The sequence below is a fragment of the Roseateles sp. genome, assembly GCF_031397715.1.
In the GTDB taxonomy this organism is placed as follows: domain Bacteria; phylum Pseudomonadota; class Gammaproteobacteria; order Burkholderiales; family Burkholderiaceae_C; genus Paucibacter_A.
Window position 1 is genome coordinate 1 of record NZ_JANNMI010000108.1, and the last position, 14,143, is coordinate 14,143.

General features: G+C 64.5%; 15 protein-coding genes. 9 read left to right on the forward strand and 6 right to left on the reverse strand.

Going from position 1 to position 14,143, the window contains the following annotated elements:
• Positions 1 to 145 precede the first annotated feature (145 nt).
• Genes RMO57_RS04725 through rsgA form a run of 3 tightly spaced genes read left to right on the forward strand, consistent with a single transcriptional unit; the run spans position 146 to position 2,704 of the window.
• Positions 146 to 1,456, forward strand: coding sequence for a M48 family metallopeptidase (locus tag RMO57_RS04725; RefSeq protein ID WP_310384707.1), 1,311 nt, complete (start codon positions 146 to 148; stop codon positions 1,454 to 1,456).
• 13 nt (positions 1,457 to 1,469) lie between these two features.
• Positions 1,470 to 1,799, forward strand: a complete 330-nt coding sequence (locus RMO57_RS04730; protein WP_310384709.1) for a 4a-hydroxytetrahydrobiopterin dehydratase — start codon at positions 1,470 to 1,472, stop codon at positions 1,797 to 1,799.
• Positions 1,796 to 2,704 carry a ribosome small subunit-dependent GTPase A gene (gene rsgA, locus RMO57_RS04735; protein ID WP_310384711.1) on the forward strand — a complete coding sequence of 303 codons (909 nt, stop codon included), beginning with the start codon at positions 1,796 to 1,798 and terminating at the stop codon, positions 2,702 to 2,704. The genes RMO57_RS04730 and rsgA overlap by 4 nt, the downstream gene beginning before the upstream one ends.
• A 5-nt stretch (positions 2,705 to 2,709) precedes the next feature.
• On the opposite strand, the gene RMO57_RS04740 is transcribed toward rsgA, so the two are convergent.
• Both RMO57_RS04740 and RMO57_RS04745 read right to left on the reverse strand, forming a co-directional pair.
• A complete protein-coding gene (locus RMO57_RS04740; protein ID WP_310384714.1) occupies positions 2,710 to 2,982 on the reverse strand; it encodes a hypothetical protein in 273 nt (90 codons plus the stop codon).
• Positions 2,983 to 3,018: 36 nt separating this feature from the next.
• The gene (locus RMO57_RS04745) at positions 3,019 to 3,774 is read right to left on the reverse strand and encodes an SDR family oxidoreductase (protein ID WP_310384716.1); all 756 of its coding nucleotides are present in this window, start codon (positions 3,772 to 3,774) and stop codon (positions 3,019 to 3,021) included.
• 141 nt (positions 3,775 to 3,915) lie between these two features.
• Here RMO57_RS04745 and RMO57_RS04750 point away from each other — a divergent pair, with 141 nt between their 5' ends.
• Positions 3,916 to 4,335, forward strand: coding sequence for a response regulator (locus tag RMO57_RS04750; protein WP_310384718.1), 420 nt, complete (start codon positions 3,916 to 3,918; stop codon positions 4,333 to 4,335).
• Positions 4,336 to 4,342: 7 nt separating this feature from the next.
• Here the strand turns inward: RMO57_RS04750 and RMO57_RS04755 are convergent, their stop codons facing one another.
• From RMO57_RS04755 to RMO57_RS04765, 3 genes are all read right to left on the reverse strand, one after another.
• Positions 4,343 to 6,499: a M3 family metallopeptidase gene (locus tag RMO57_RS04755; protein ID WP_310384719.1), complete on the reverse strand. Its 2,157-nt coding sequence runs from the start codon at positions 6,497 to 6,499 to the stop codon at positions 4,343 to 4,345.
• 100 nt (positions 6,500 to 6,599) lie between these two features.
• Entirely contained in the window at positions 6,600 to 7,262 is a 663-nt protein-coding gene (locus tag RMO57_RS04760) for a hypothetical protein (RefSeq protein WP_310384721.1), read from the reverse strand.
• Between the two features lie 166 nt (positions 7,263 to 7,428).
• Complete coding sequence (locus RMO57_RS04765) at positions 7,429 to 7,701, reverse strand: hypothetical protein (protein WP_310384723.1); 273 nt, start codon at positions 7,699 to 7,701, stop codon at positions 7,429 to 7,431.
• Between the two features lie 120 nt (positions 7,702 to 7,821).
• On the opposite strand from RMO57_RS04765, the gene RMO57_RS04770 reads away from it, so the two are divergent.
• The 4 genes from RMO57_RS04770 to RMO57_RS04785 all read left to right on the forward strand — a co-directional run bounded on the left by RMO57_RS04770 (position 7,822) and on the right by RMO57_RS04785 (position 11,301).
• A complete protein-coding gene (locus RMO57_RS04770) occupies positions 7,822 to 8,382 on the forward strand; it encodes a YaeQ family protein (RefSeq protein WP_310384725.1) in 561 nt (186 codons plus the stop codon).
• A gap of 6 nt (positions 8,383 to 8,388) precedes the next feature.
• On the forward strand, positions 8,389 to 10,449 hold the full coding sequence (locus RMO57_RS04775; RefSeq protein WP_310384727.1) for a prolyl oligopeptidase family serine peptidase: 2,061 nt from the start codon (positions 8,389 to 8,391) through the stop codon (positions 10,447 to 10,449).
• 3 nt (positions 10,450 to 10,452) lie between these two features.
• Entirely contained in the window at positions 10,453 to 10,626 is a 174-nt protein-coding gene (locus RMO57_RS04780) for a GNAT family N-acetyltransferase (protein ID WP_310384729.1), read from the forward strand.
• Between the two features lie 96 nt (positions 10,627 to 10,722).
• On the forward strand, positions 10,723 to 11,301 hold the full coding sequence (locus RMO57_RS04785; protein WP_414896372.1) for a DUF924 family protein: 579 nt from the start codon (positions 10,723 to 10,725) through the stop codon (positions 11,299 to 11,301).
• Here the strand turns inward: RMO57_RS04785 and RMO57_RS04790 are convergent.
• A complete protein-coding gene (locus tag RMO57_RS04790; RefSeq protein ID WP_310384730.1) occupies positions 11,298 to 13,010 on the reverse strand; it encodes a long-chain fatty acid--CoA ligase in 1,713 nt (570 codons plus the stop codon). The genes RMO57_RS04785 and RMO57_RS04790 overlap by 4 nt on opposite strands.
• 195 nt (positions 13,011 to 13,205) lie before the next feature.
• Between RMO57_RS04790 and argG the strand changes: the two genes are divergently transcribed.
• On the forward strand, positions 13,206 to 14,143 hold a 938-nt coding region (gene argG, locus RMO57_RS04795), incomplete at its 3' end, for an argininosuccinate synthase (RefSeq protein WP_310384732.1).

Consider the following 14,143-nt stretch of genomic DNA (forward strand, 5'->3'; position numbering starts at 1 on the left):
GAGGCCGGTCATTTCCAGGTCAATCCAGATCAGGTTTTGCTCGTTGCTGTTCAGCACAGGGTTTGGAGGCGATTCGGTGGTCATTGCGGAGTGCTTTCTAGCGTTCTTGAATCGGCGGCATTGTCGCAGCCCTACACTTCGCCCCATGTTTGCAAGCTATTTACCCTCTGTTCATCCCGGCGCCTTGAGTCTGGCCTTCGCGCTCGCGCTGCTTTTATCGCTGGCGATCAAGTTCTGGCTCAGCAGCCGCCAGGTCCGCCACGTCGCCCAGCACCGCGGCCAGGTGCCGGCCGCCTTTGCCGCCACCGTGCCCTTGGCCGCGCATCAAAAAGCGGCCGACTACACGGTCGCGCGCAGCCGCTTCGGGCTGCTGAACCTGGCCTTCAGCAGCGCCCTGCTGCTGGCCTGGACGCTGCTGGGCGGCCTCGATGCGCTCAACACGCTGGTCTATGACGCGACTTATCTGCGCTTCGGCACGATGGCTTATCAACTCAGCCTCTTGCTCGCCTTTGTCGTGATCGGTGCGCTGCTTGACCTGCCCTGGGAGCTGTATGACACCTTCCGCATCGAGCAGAGTTTTGGCTTCAACCGCATGACCTGGAAGATGTACGTCAACGACGCGCTCAAGGGCGCGCTGGTCGGCGCCGTCATCGGCCTGCCCATCGCGGCGCTGATTCTGTGGCTGATGGGCGCGGCAGGCAGCTACTGGTGGTTGTGGGCCTGGGCCAGTTGGATGGGCTTCAATTTGCTGATCCTGGTGCTCTACCCGACCGTCATTGCACCGCTGTTCAACAAGTTCGAGCCGCTGCCGGACGAGGCACTCAAAGCCCGCGTCGAAGGCCTGATGACGCGCTGCGGTTTTGCCGCCAAGGGCTTGTTTGTGATGGACGGCAGCCGCCGCTCGGCGCATGGCAATGCCTATTTCACCGGCTTCGGCCCGGCCAAGCGGGTGGTGTTTTTTGACACCTTGCTCGCGCGCCTGAACGGCCCCGAGGTCGAGGCGGTGCTGGCGCATGAGTTGGGTCACTTCAAGCACAAACATGTGCTCAAGCGCATGTTGACGATGTTCGCGATCAGCCTGGCCGGCTTTGCGCTGCTGGGCTGGCTGTCAAGTCAGAGTGGCTTTTATCTGGCCTTTGCCGTGCAGCCGAATATGGCCGCGCCCAATGATGCCTTGGCCCTGCTGCTATTCATGATGGTGCTGCCGGTGTTCGCGTTTTTCTTCACGCCCTTGAGCAGTCTGCTGTCGCGGCGCGACGAGTTCCAGGCCGATGCCTATGCCTGCACCCATGCGCGCGGTGCCGACCTGGCCTCGGCCCTGCTCAAGCTGCACGAGGACAATGCGGGCACCTTGACGCCGGACCCCGTGTTCGCCCGTTTTTATTATTCCCACCCTCCAGCCACCGAACGTTTGGGCGCCATCCTGGCAGGCCCACAAGCTCAAACAGCAACTTGATATGACCGCACCGATGAATCTCCTGATCGCCCAATGCTCGCCGCAGCGCGACGCGCTTGCCGCCGCTGATTTGGACGGCTGGCTGCAGCAAGTGCCGGGCTGGAAGTTGGCCGCGAACGGCACGGCGATCGAGTGCCGTTTCGAGTTCCACAACTTTTACCAGACCATGGCCTTCGTCAACGCGGTGGCCGAGATCGCCCATGGCCAGGACCATCACCCCGAGACGCAGGTTTCGTTTGACAGCTGCAGCCTGAGTCTCAGCACCCATTCCGCCAAGGGCCTGACCAGCAACGACTTCATCTGCGCCGCGCAGATTTCGGCCCTGCCGGAAGGCACGGTGTGAGCCGCTTCGACCACCTTGATATCGGCCTGGTGGTGCGCGGCCACGGCCGCCACTACATCGTTGAAAGCCCGGACGGCCTGCGCCGGGTCTGCCACCCGCGCGGCAAGAAAAGCGACTGCGTGGTCGGCGACCTGGTGCGCTGGGCGCCGTCGGGCAGCGACGAGGGCGTGGTCGAGATGGTGGAGCCGCGCCGCAATCTGCTGTTCCGCCAAGACGAATGGAAGACCAAGAGCTTTGCCGCCAATGTCGATCAGCTCTTGATTTTGGTCGGCGTCGAGCCGGTGTTCAGCGAGACGCAACTCTGCCGCGCGCTGATTGCGGCCGAGGCTGCCGGTATCTCGACCACCATCGCGCTGAACAAGATCGACCTGCCCGGCACGCCCGCGGCGCGTGAGCGGCTGGCACCTTACCGAGCGATGGAGCTGCCGATGATGGAGCTGGCGTTGACCGCCGACCGAGAAGGTTCCGCCGCGCTGCTAACGCCTTGGTTGGCCGGCAAGAAAACCTTTGTGATGGGCCCCAGCGGCACCGGCAAAAGCACGCTGATCAATCTGCTGATCCCGGACGCCCGCGCGCAGGTCGGCGAGATTTCGGTGGCGCTGAATTCGGGCCGCCACACCACCACCACCACGCAGTGGTACTGGGTCGATGCCGAACGCCAAACCGCCTTGATTGACTCACCGGGTTTTCAGGAATTCGGCGTCAAGCAGGTCGAGCCTATGCAATTGCCGCTGCTGATGCCGGATCTGCGCAAGCATGCCGGCAACTGCCGCTTTTACAACTGCACCCATCAACATGAGCCGGGCTGCGGCGTGCGCGACGCGGTCGAGGCGGGGCTGATCAGCGCCTCGCGCTACCGCATTTATGGCGAGATCCTGGCCGAGCTGACGACCAAGCGCTGGTAGTTTTTTCAATTCTGCGGCGGCTTGTCGGCCACTTCTCGCACCTCAACGTCGATCACCTCACCCATGGGCTTGGGCGCCGCAGCGCGCTGGCCGGCCCGGAAGCTGCGTGCCCGCGCAAAGCCCGAGGTGTCCAAGACCGGCTTGCGCCCGCGCAACAAACTCCAGATCAACAAGCCAATCATCGTGATCACGGCCACGCCCATCAGGCACAGCACCAACACAACGGTGACCAGTGCGAAAACTACACGGGCGACAAAACGTAGCAAAGCAGCAAACAAAATTCGACTCTCTTTCAGATCTTGGGAATACAGGCCTCAGCCACGACCGACAAAAGGCATCTTCGTCGCCATCACCGTCATGAACTGCACATTGGCCGACAAAGGCAGGCCGGCCATATAGAGCAAGGCGCTGGCCGCATGCGCCACGTCCATTGTCGCCTCCGCCGCGATGCTGCCGTTGGCTTGGGCGACGCCGACCGTCATCGGCAGCGCCATCTCGGTCAGCGCATTGCCGATGTCCAGCTGGCCGCAAGCGATGTCATGCGCCCGGCCGTCCAGCGCCAGCGCCTTGGTCAGGCCGGTGATGGCATGCTTGCTGGCGGTGTAGGGGGCGGAATTGGGGCGCGGCGCATGGGCCGATATCGAGCCGTTATTGATGATGCGCCCGCCGCGCGGCGACTGACTCTGCATCAGCTTGAAAGCGGCCTGCGCGCACAAGAAACTGGCGTCCAGATTGACGGCCATCACCGCCCGCCACTGCTCGAAACTCAGCTCGGCTATCGGCACGGCCGGTGCGCCGATGCCGGCGTTGTTGAACAAGAGGTCGAGCCGACCGAATTCGCTGCGCACGCGCTCGAACAGCGCCGCCACCGCCTCGGGCTGCGTCACATCCGTGCCCCAAGCAAAAGCCCGCTCGGGCGCAATGGCGGCCGCCGCAGTTTGCTGCAGCGGCTCCAACCGGCGGCCGACCAGGACGACCGTGTAGCCGGCCTCGATGAGCCCTAAGGCAGCGGCGCGCCCGATGCCGGAGCCGGCCCCGGTCACCAGGGCGAATTTGGGCGACTCAGTCATGGCGCTGCATCCTGGTTTGGCGATCAAACCCACCTTGGGTTGAGCAGGCAAAAGTCAAGGAGGACAAACACCGAAGATTTTTTGTACGCGTAGGCAGCGCCAACGGCTGGATTAGGTGGCCGCTTCCCATAGACTCCCCGCATGTCCAGTTCATGCCCTAACGCCTCGCCCAACCGTAGCGGGCGCCTGCTCTATATCGAAGACAACCCGGTCAATGTGCTGGTGGTGGAGGAACTGCTGGCGAGCCGGCCGGCGCTGACGCTGGCCTGCGAAATTGACGGCACGCGCGGCCTGTCGCGCGCCCGCAGCATGCTGCCGGACCTGATCCTGCTTGATATGCAGCTGCCCGATTTTGACGGCCACGAGGTGCTAGCGCGGCTACGCGCCGACCCCGACGCCTTGGTCGCCGCCATTCCCTGCATCGCGCTGTCGGCCAACGGCATGCCCGACGACATCCGCCGCGCCGTGGCGGCCGGCTTCCTCGCCTACTGGACCAAGCCGATTGACTTCAAGACTTTTCTACAGGGCCTGGACGAGTTCTTCGCCGCCGTCAGGCCCTGAAGCACGTTCAAGCCGGCAGCAAACCCCGGCTCTTCAGCATCGGCTCCACCACCGCGTCGCGGCCGCGGAAAGCCCGGAAAGCCCGGAAAGCCGCACCCGGCTCGACGCTGTTGCCGGTCGACAAGATGCACTCGCGCAGGCGCGCGGCCACCTGAGGGTCAAAGGCGCTGCCGGCCTCGACGAAGGCGCCGTGGCCGTCGCAGTCCAGCACCTCGGCCCACATATAGACGTAGTAGCCCGAGGCATAGCTGGAGCCTGAGAACAGGTGCTGGAAATGGGTCAGCCGGTGGTTCATGCCGATGGCGGCCGGCAGACCGTAGGCCGCCATCGTCTGGGCCTCGAACTCAACCACATCGGGCGCGGCCGCGTCGGGCAGCGAGTGAATCGCCAAATCCACCAAGGCGCTGGCGGTATAGCGCACCGTCTCATAGCCCTGGTTGAACAACTCGGCCGCCTTCAGCTTGGCCAGCAAGGCGTCGGGAATAACCTCACCGGTCTGGTAATGGCGAGCGTGCTTTTTCAAGACCTCGGGCTCGCTCATCCAGTGCTCAAAAATCTGCGAGGGCAGCTCGACAAAATCGCGCAACACCTGCGTGCCCGAAAGCCGCTCAAACTCGACGTTAGACAGCAGCCCATGCAGGCCATGGCCGAACTCATGGAACAGGGTGCGCGCGTCATCGAAGCTGAGCAGGGTCGGCTCGCCCGGTGCGCCCTTGGCGAAGTTATTGTTGTTCTGAATGATGGGCAGGCCCTGCTCGCCGACCCGGCCGTTGCGGGCCTGCCAGCGCAGCGCATTCATCCAGGCGCCGCTGCGCTTGGTCGTACGGGCAAAGTTGTCCTGCAGGAACAGGCCGCGCACCGAGCCGTCGCCGTTTTGCACCTCGTAAACCTTGACGTCCGGGTGATAGCCGGCCACTTCGGGCTTGGCCACGAACTGCAGGCCAAACAAACGGCTCGCGCAATCGAAAGCCGCAGCGACCATCGCATCGAGCTGAAAGTAAGGCTTGACCTCGGCTTCTTGCAGGTCATAGCGGGCGACGCGCACCTTCTCCGAGTAAAAGCGCCAATCCCAGGCCTCGAGCGCAAAGTCGTCGCCCAGGCTGAGCATCATGTCCTGCAAGGCTTGGCGTTCGCCCTCGGCGGCGGCCAGGGCCGGCTCCCAGACCTTGGACAGCAGGCCAGTCACGGCTGCACGCGTGCCGGCCATGGTGTCGGTCAGCGCAAAGTCGGCAAAGCAGGCGTGGCCATGCAGTCGGGCTTGCTCGTTACGTAAGCTGAGGATTTCTTGGGCGATGGCGCGGTTGTCGGTGGGGCCGGCGGAGTCGCCCGCCGGGCCGCTCCCAAGGGCGACGGCGCCCCCTCGGGGGGCCGACTGCGTACCCGCAGGCGAGGGGCTCCCATCACCTCTGCTGGTCCAGGCGCGCCAGGCCTGCTCACGCAGATCGCGGCGCTCGCTGAAGGTCAAGAACGGGACGATGTGCGAGCGCGACAGCGTGATCACATGATCGCCCTCGCCCAAGCCGCGCTCGGCGGCCGCCTGCGCGGCGCTGGCGCGCACAAAGTCAGGCAGGCCGGCCAATTCGGCCTCGCTGCGCAGCACCAGTCGGTAAGCACTTTCATCGGCCAGCACGTTTTGCGCGAACTGGGTGTTTAGCTCGGCCAGCCGCTCCATCACCTGCGCGTAGCGAGCTTGGGGCTCGCCGACCAGCTTGGCGCCGGCGCGTACAAAGTCCAGATGCACGCGCTCCAGCAGGCGCAGCTCTTGCGCCTTCAATCCCAGGGCCTGGCGCTCCTGGTAGAGCGCGGCCACTCTTTCGAACAAGGCCTGGTGCATATAGACGGCGTTGTTATGCGCCGCCAGCGGAGCGGCCAGCGCGCGCTGCACCAGTTGCAGCTCGGGCGAAGTGGCCGAAGCGGCCAGCGCATGAAACACGGTCTCCAGTCGACCCAAAAGCTGGCCGCTGCGATCAAAACTGGCCAAGGTATTGGCAAATGTCGGCGGCTCGGCCTGTGCCGCGATGGCGTCCAGCTCGGCCCGGTGCTGCGCCAAAGCCGCCTCGAAGGCGGGGGCGAAGTGCTGGGTTTGAATCGCCGCAAAGGGCGGCAGGCCGTAGGGCGTCTGCCAGTCTTGCAAGAGTGGGTTGCTGGGCAAAGAGCTCATCATTTTTTGTCTCCGCGTCGGTCGGTGAACCGCAATAAAAAAACGACGCCGACCTGATCAAGGTCTGACGTCGTTCATGGGCGAACTACTGCAAGGGCTTGGCCTACTTCGGCTGGGCCGCTGCGCGCTCTTTCATGATGGCTTTTTCATCGGCCTCGTCATAAGCCTTCTTGCTGCATTCAGCTTTCCAAGCGTCCATCTTGTCGAAATGCCCTTCTTGCCGCGCTTCCAAGGCCTTGAAGCTCGCGTTGAAGGCATCGACCTTTTCCGAGAAGACCTTGCGCTTGTCCAGATTGGCCCGGATACCTTCATTCAAGGTCGTCACGCTGGTATCGAATGCAGCCGCGCGAGCCTGATATTCCTTGTTGCGGGCCTCCAGATCGGCCTTCTCCAGCTTCGGTGCCGCCGCCTTGATTTCCTCAAACATCTGCAAGATGCCTTCGCGCTCTTTCTTCAGCGTGGCGGTGCCGGCGGCCCCGGCATCCTCGCCTTTTTGCAGCTCGGCCTTCTCGGCCTTCAAGCTGATCGCGTTGTCGTTGTAGGCGTTCTGATCGGCCTTGATTGCCAATGCTTCTTTGGTGTTGAAGTCATTGCGGTCCATGCAGGAACGCAGCTCGTCGCGCGTCATCAGCTTTTGTTTGGGCTTTTCGACCACCGGATTGCTGACCTTGTTGTTCTTCGGATCAACCTTCACGGCAGTACCGGCGGTCTGAGCGAAGGCGGGCACAAGCACCGCCGCGAGCAAGGAGACAAGGAGTCGTTTCATGGCAAAAACTTTTTCTTTCGAATGCGCCGCTGAGCGGGCGCTGACAAAAAACCAATGCCGCCGCTGGGTAGTCAGGGCATGCACATGAGCAAAAGCGCCCTCGCCGGACGCTTCGCTCACATCATGCCATGGCGGAAATCACCCGATGGCCGGCGGCCCGAAAAAATCAGGCCAGGCCTTTTTGCAGCAACTCGGCCACCAGGCCGTTGATGCCACCGGCATGGTCGGCCGCGCGCTCGCGCAGGGTTTGGGTCAGCTCGGACGGCAGCTTGCAGGCAAACGGCACCAAGCCGGCGGCGCTGTCGAGGCGGCGTTGTTCCTTGCGATCCGGCAAGTTCGCCGCGCCCTGACCGAAGCGACCCAACACCGGCGCGCCGCGCATCTGACCATCCAGCTTGATACCGGCAAGGCGGTCGAGGTCGGTTTTTTTCATGTTCATAGTGCGCTTACCTGTTGTGGGTTGTGTTGCTGGTTCAATGGCGGGATTGTCCCCCATGCGGCGGCTCAGCCGATAATCAAACGCTTCCCAAGACCGCACCTCAGCCGAGCCTCAGCCCACATGGCAATCAAAGCCACCATTCACAAAGCCCAACTGCAGATCGCCGACATGGACCGCCATGTCTACGGTGAGCACAACCTGACCATCGCCCGCCAGCCGTCGGAGACCGACGAGCGCATGATGATTCGCATCTTGGCCTTCGCCCTCAATGTGCCGGCCGACGAGATGCGCGGCAAGCTCGAATTGAGCAAGGGACTGACCGACGTGGACGAGCCCGAGCTGTGGCAGCGCGACTTGACCGGCAATATCCTGCACTGGATCGACCTCGGCCAGCCCGATGACCGCCGCCTGCTGAAGGCGCACGGCCGCGCCGAGCACGTCAGCGTGTACGGTTACTCCTACAGCACCGCCATCTGGTGGGCCGGTATCGAAGCCAAGCTGACGCGCGCACCGCGGCTGTCGGTCTGGCAGATCCCGTCCGAGCAGTCGCAGGCGCTGGCCAAGTTCGCCCAGCGCAGCATGCAGCTGCAAGTAACGGTGCAGGACGGCGGCATCTATGTCTCCAGCACGGCCGACTCGCTGGAGATCACGCCGATCGCCTTGAAGCTGGCGAGCGAATAAGCCATTATGTCGACGCCACAGCCTGCAGATCTCGACGACCCCTTGCTCTGGCTGGAGGACGTGCACGGCGAGCGCGCCATGGCCTGGGTGCGTGAGCACAACGCCGTCAGCTTGGGGCTATTGCAGGCGCATGGCGACTACCCGGCGCTGCGCCGCGAGCTGCTGGGTGTCCTGAACGCCAGCGACCGCATCCCGCAGGTGCAGCGCTATGGCCCTTGGTTCTACAACCTCTGGCAGGACGCGGACCACCCGCGCGGCCTGTGGCGGCGCACCACGCTGAGCGACTACCAAAAGCCGGCGCCGCAATGGGAGACCATGCTCGACCTCGACGCACTGGGCCAGGCCGAGGGCGAGAACTGGGTCTTCGGCGGCGTCCAATGCTTGGGGCCCGACTACCGTTTAGCCCTGCTGTCGCTGTCACGCGGCGGCGCCGATGCCGCCGTGGTGCGCGAGTTCGACACGCTGACCCTGCAGTTTGTGGCCGGCGGCTTCGAGCTGGCCGAGGCCAAGAGCTTGGTCGAATGGATCAATGCCGACGCCCTCTATGTCGCCACCGACTTCGGCCCCGGCAGCATGACGGAGGCCGGCTACCCGCGCATCATCAAGCGCTGGCAACGCGGCACGGCGCTGACCGATGCGCCCACGGTGTTCGAGGGCGAGGCCCAGGATGTGGCGGTGGCTGTGCATGTCGACCACAGCCCCGGCTTCGAGCGCACGATCTTCAGCCGCGCGCTGGACTTCTACAACGAGGCGCGCTTTTTGCTGGACGGTGAGCGACTGGTCGAGCTTGATTTACCCAGCGATATGCAACAGCAGTTCTGGGGCGCGCGCCTGCTCCTGCAGCCGCGCAGCGACTGGCATCTCAGTGACCAGACCTATGCGGCCGGCAGCCTGCTGCTGAGCGACGCGGCCGCCTATCTGCGCGGCGAGCGCAGCTTCCAGGTCTTGTTCAGCCCGACGCCTACCCGCTCGCTGGACGCCTATGCGCTGACCCGCTCGCAGGTCATCTTGAACATCAGCGACCAAGTCGCCAGCCGCTTGGAGGCATGGCGCTTTGACGGCCCGTCGCCTGTTCACCGCCGCATCGACGCGCCCTTCCCCGGCCACCTCCAGCTGGCCAGCTTGTACGACAGCGAACTGCCCGAAGGCGACGAGTTTGCCGAACACTACCTGCTCAATTACGCGGACTTCCTGACCCCCGACTCGCTGTTCCTGGCGCAGACCGGCGGCGACCAGCGCCAGCTGCTGAAAAGCCGCAGCCCGCAGTTCACCGCCGCCGGCATGAAGACCGAGCAATTCTTCGCCAGCAGCGCCGACGGCACGCAAGTGCCCTACTTCGTCGTCTGGCCAGCAGGTGCTAGCGCCGACGGCCGCAACCCCACCCTTCTCTATGGCTACGGCGGCTTCGAGGTCGCCCTACAGCCCTGGTACTCGGGCGGCTTCGGCCGCGCCTGGTATGGCCGCGGCGGCGTGTTGGTGCTGGCCAATATCCGCGGCGGCGGGGAGTTCGGACCGAGCTGGCATCAGGCAGCGCTGCGCGACCAAAAGCAGCGCAGCTATGACGATTTCATTGCCGTGGCCGAGGATGTGATTCGGCGCGGCATCAGCAGCCCGCGCCACCTCGGCATCATGGGCGGCAGCAACGGCGGCCTGCTGGTCGGCGCCACCTTTGTGCAACGCCCGGAGCTGTTCAACGCCGTGGTCTGCCAGGTGCCCCTGCTCGATATGCGTCGCTATCACCAGTTACTCGCCGGCGCTTCGTGGATGGCCGAGTACGGTGACCCGGATCAGCCGCAAGACTGGGCCTTCATTGCCAAGTACAGCCCCTATCAAAACGTCCGCGCCGGCGTCAGGTATCCGAAAGTGCTGTTCACCACCTCGACCCGCGACGACCGCGTTCACCCCGGCCATGCGCGCAGAACAGCAGCGCGGATGGAGGCGCTGGGGCATGCGGTGCTCTACTTCGAGAACATCGAGGGCGGCCACGGCGGCGCGGCCGACAACCAGCAGCGCGCCACGCTGCAGGCGCTGGAATACAGTTATCTGTGGCAGCAACTGGGACGTTAGACCATGAGCAATGACTTGAACATCCAGCACGACCCAGCCCGGGGCCGCTTCAGCGCCACGGTCGACGGCCATGGCCTGGAGCTGGACTATCTACCGCAAGGCGAGCAGCTGATCTTTACTCACACCGGCACGGCGCCGGCACTGCGCGGCCGTGGCCTGGCCGGCCGCTTGGTCTAGCACGCGCTGCAATGGGCGGCGCCGCAGGGCTTGCAAGTCGTGCCGGCCTGCAGCTATGTCGCCGCTCATCTGCAACGTTACCCGCGCTGGCAGCGGCTGACCGAGGCGGCGCCGGTGCAGCGAGTCTTGAACTACTGGTTCGGGCCTCTCGGCAGCGCCGAAGACGGCCAGATCCGGGCGCTTTGGTTTCAAAAAAGCGCGGCCACCGATGCCGAGATCACGCAGCGCTTCAGCGGCTTGATAGCGGACGCCTTGGCCGGCCGCTTGCCGGCCTGGGGTGATTCGCCACTCGCCCGGCTGGCCCGCATCCTGCTGCTGGACCAGTTCACCCGCAATGTCTACCGCGACAGCCCGCAAGCCTTCGTCGGCGATGACCTGGCCCTGCAACTCAGCCTGAGCTTGCTGGACAGTGGGGCGTTGGAGCCGCTGCAGCGCTGGTTCGCGCTGCTGCCGCTGGAGCATGCGGAGGACCTAGCCCTGCAGCAACGCTCGGTGCAGCAGTTCGAGGCCTTGGCGGCCAGCGACGCCAGAATGGCCGGCGCGCTGGACTACGCACGCCGGCATCTGGACGTGATCGCGCGCTTTGGTCGCTTCCCGCACCGCAATAGCGTCCTGGGCCGCGCCTCGACCGACCCCGAGCTGACCTATCTGGCCCAGCCCGGCGCGGGTTTCTAGGGCGCAGCCTCGCGCTCCTGCAACAGCCGCCACATCACCTTGCCCGCACCCGACTTGGGCAGGCTGTCGACGAATTCAATCAGCTGGGGCACCTTGTAGGAGGCCATGTGTTCCTTGGCCCAGGCGCTGATGTCGGCCGCCGTGGTCTTGCCCCGGCTCTCGGCGCGCAGCACCACCAGCGCCTTGACCGTCTCGCCCCGGTAGGCGTCCTTGGCGGCAATGATGCAAGCCTCTTGCACGGCAGGGCATTTGTAGAGCAGCAGCTCGACCTCGCTGGGCCAAACCTTGTAGCCGCTGGCGTTGATCATCCGTTTGAGCCGGTCGGTCAGGAAAAAATAGCCGTCTTCGTCCATGCGACCCAGATCGCCGGTGCGGAAAAACCGCTTGCCTTCGATCTCGACAAAGGCCGCCGCCGTGGCCTCGGGCTGGCGCCAGTAGCCGCCGAACAGCATCGGCCCGTGGGTGATGATTTCGCCGACCTCGCCGATAGCCATTTCGTCCAGCGTCTCGGGGTCAACGATGCGCGAATCAACGCCGTAAATCGGGATCCCCAGGCACTGCAGTTTGGCCCGCTCGGGCGGGTTGGCGTGCGAGGGCGCGGCGGTCTCGGTCAGGCCGTAACCTTCGGCAAAACTCAGGCCGAACTCATCCAGCAGGCGCTGCGCCACCGCCTCGGGCATCGCCGCCCCGCCGCCGCTCAGATAGAGCAGGCTGGAGAGATCGAAACTCCGGTAGTTGGGGCTGGCGAACAAGTCGATGATCATGGTCGGGATGCAGGTCCAGTGCGTGACCCGGTAGCGCGAAATCAGCCGCCCGGCCAGCTCGCGATCCCAGCGCGGCATGATCACCGTCGTCAGCCCCTGGTAGACAGGGCCCAAGACGCCGTACAAGAAGCCCGTCACGTGGAACATCGGCACCACGCTCAAGCTGACCGATTCGGCCGAGGCTTGAGCCCACAGCCCGCCGCCGCAGCAGTTGGCCATCAGACTGGCATTGCTGTGCATGCAACCCTTGGGCAAGCCGGTGGTGCCCGAGGTGTAGGGCAACAGCGCCAGATCATCGGATTTGGCCGTGTGCGGGCCGGGCGCTAGGCCAGCGTCCAGCGCAGCCGCCCAGGGCGTCATGCCGGCGGGCAAGGCCGGCGCGGCCATCAGCCATTGCTGCATGGTCGGCGGCATGTCCGTATCGTCAGGCAGCCCAGCCTGCGGCAAGGCGTCCAAGTAACGCGTCACCAGCACGGCCCGCAAGCGCCGCGCCAGCGGCTGAGCCTGATTGGCTGCGTCGACGATGGCGGCCAGCTCCGCGCTGCAGATCACCAGCTTGGTCTCGGGGTCGCTGATGTAATGGCCGAACTCCTCGGCCCGGTTCATCGGGTTGACCGGCACCATCACCGCATTGGCGCGGTTGATGGCGTAAAAGGCGATCAGGAACTGCGGGCAGTACTGCATAAACACGGCGACCCGGTCGCCGGCCGCCACGCCCATGGCCTGCAGCCAGCCGGCCAACGCCTCGGCGCTGGACTTCAGCTCGGCATAGCTGAGCGCCTGGCCGCCGTACAGCGTGGCGGGCTTGGTCGAATAGCGCGTGGCCGCCACCTCCAGATTGAACCAGAGCGAGGTCTGCGGTACCTGCAGCACGCGCGGCAGACGTCGCGGCCAAGATTTTTTCTGCACGGCGTGCTGCTGATGGCGGACCAAGGGATTGTTCATCGGCGATGTCTCCAAGCTGGCTCTGCCGCATCTTGTCGGCTGGCGACGCCGCCCTGCGTCACCGGCGCGACAAGGCGAGCGGCGGCAATGTGGGTGCGAAGCGACGCTCCAGCCGACCGGTTTGAAAACTGACAGAAAATACGCCGGTCTCGGCCGCGAATTCCGTCGTCGCCCGCTCGTCCAACTCAGCAGCCCATGTCAACCATTCTTCAGCAAATCCCCGTCGGCCAAAAGGTCGGTATCGCTTTCTCCGGCGGCCTGGACACCAGCGCCGCGCTGCACTGGATGCGCAACAAGGGCGCGATCCCTTATGCCTACACCGCCAATCTGGGCCAGCCGGACGAGCCCGACTACGAGGACATCCCGCGCAAGGCCATGCAGTACGGCGCCGAAAAGGCCGTGCTGGTCGACTGCCGCGCCCAGCTCGCCCATGAAGGCATTGCCGCGCTGCAAAGCGGCGCCTTCCACATCAGCACCGCCGGCGTCACCTACTTCAACACCACACCACTGGGTCGCGCCGTCACCGGCACCATGCTGGTGGCCGCGATGCAGGCCGACGACGTCAATATCTGGGGCGACGGCTCGACCTTCAAGGGCAATGACATCGAGCGCTTTTATCGCTACGGCCTGCTGACCAACCCGGCGCTGAAAATTTACAAACCCTGGCTGGACCAACAATTCATCGACGAGCTGGGCGGCCGCGCCGAGATGTCGGCCTTCATGACGGCGGCCGGCTTCGGCTACAAAATGTCGGCCGAAAAAGCCTATTCGACCGACTCCAATATGCTGGGCGCAACGCACGAGGCCAAGGACCTGGAGTTCTTGAGCAGCGGCATCAAAATCGTCAACCCCATCATGGGCGTAGCCTTCTGGCGCGACGATGTGGTCGTCAAGGCCGAGCAAGTGACGGTGCGCTTCGATGAAGGCCAGCCGGTCGCGCTGAACGGCGTCGAGTTCGCTGATCCCGTCGAGTTGCTGCTGGAAGCCAACCGCATCGGTGGCCGCCACGGCCTGGGCATGAGCGACCAGATCGAGAACCGCATCATCGAGGCCAAGAGCCGCGGCATCTACGAAGCACCGGGCTTGGCGCTGTTGCACATCGCTTACGAGCGCCTGCTGACCGGCATCCACAA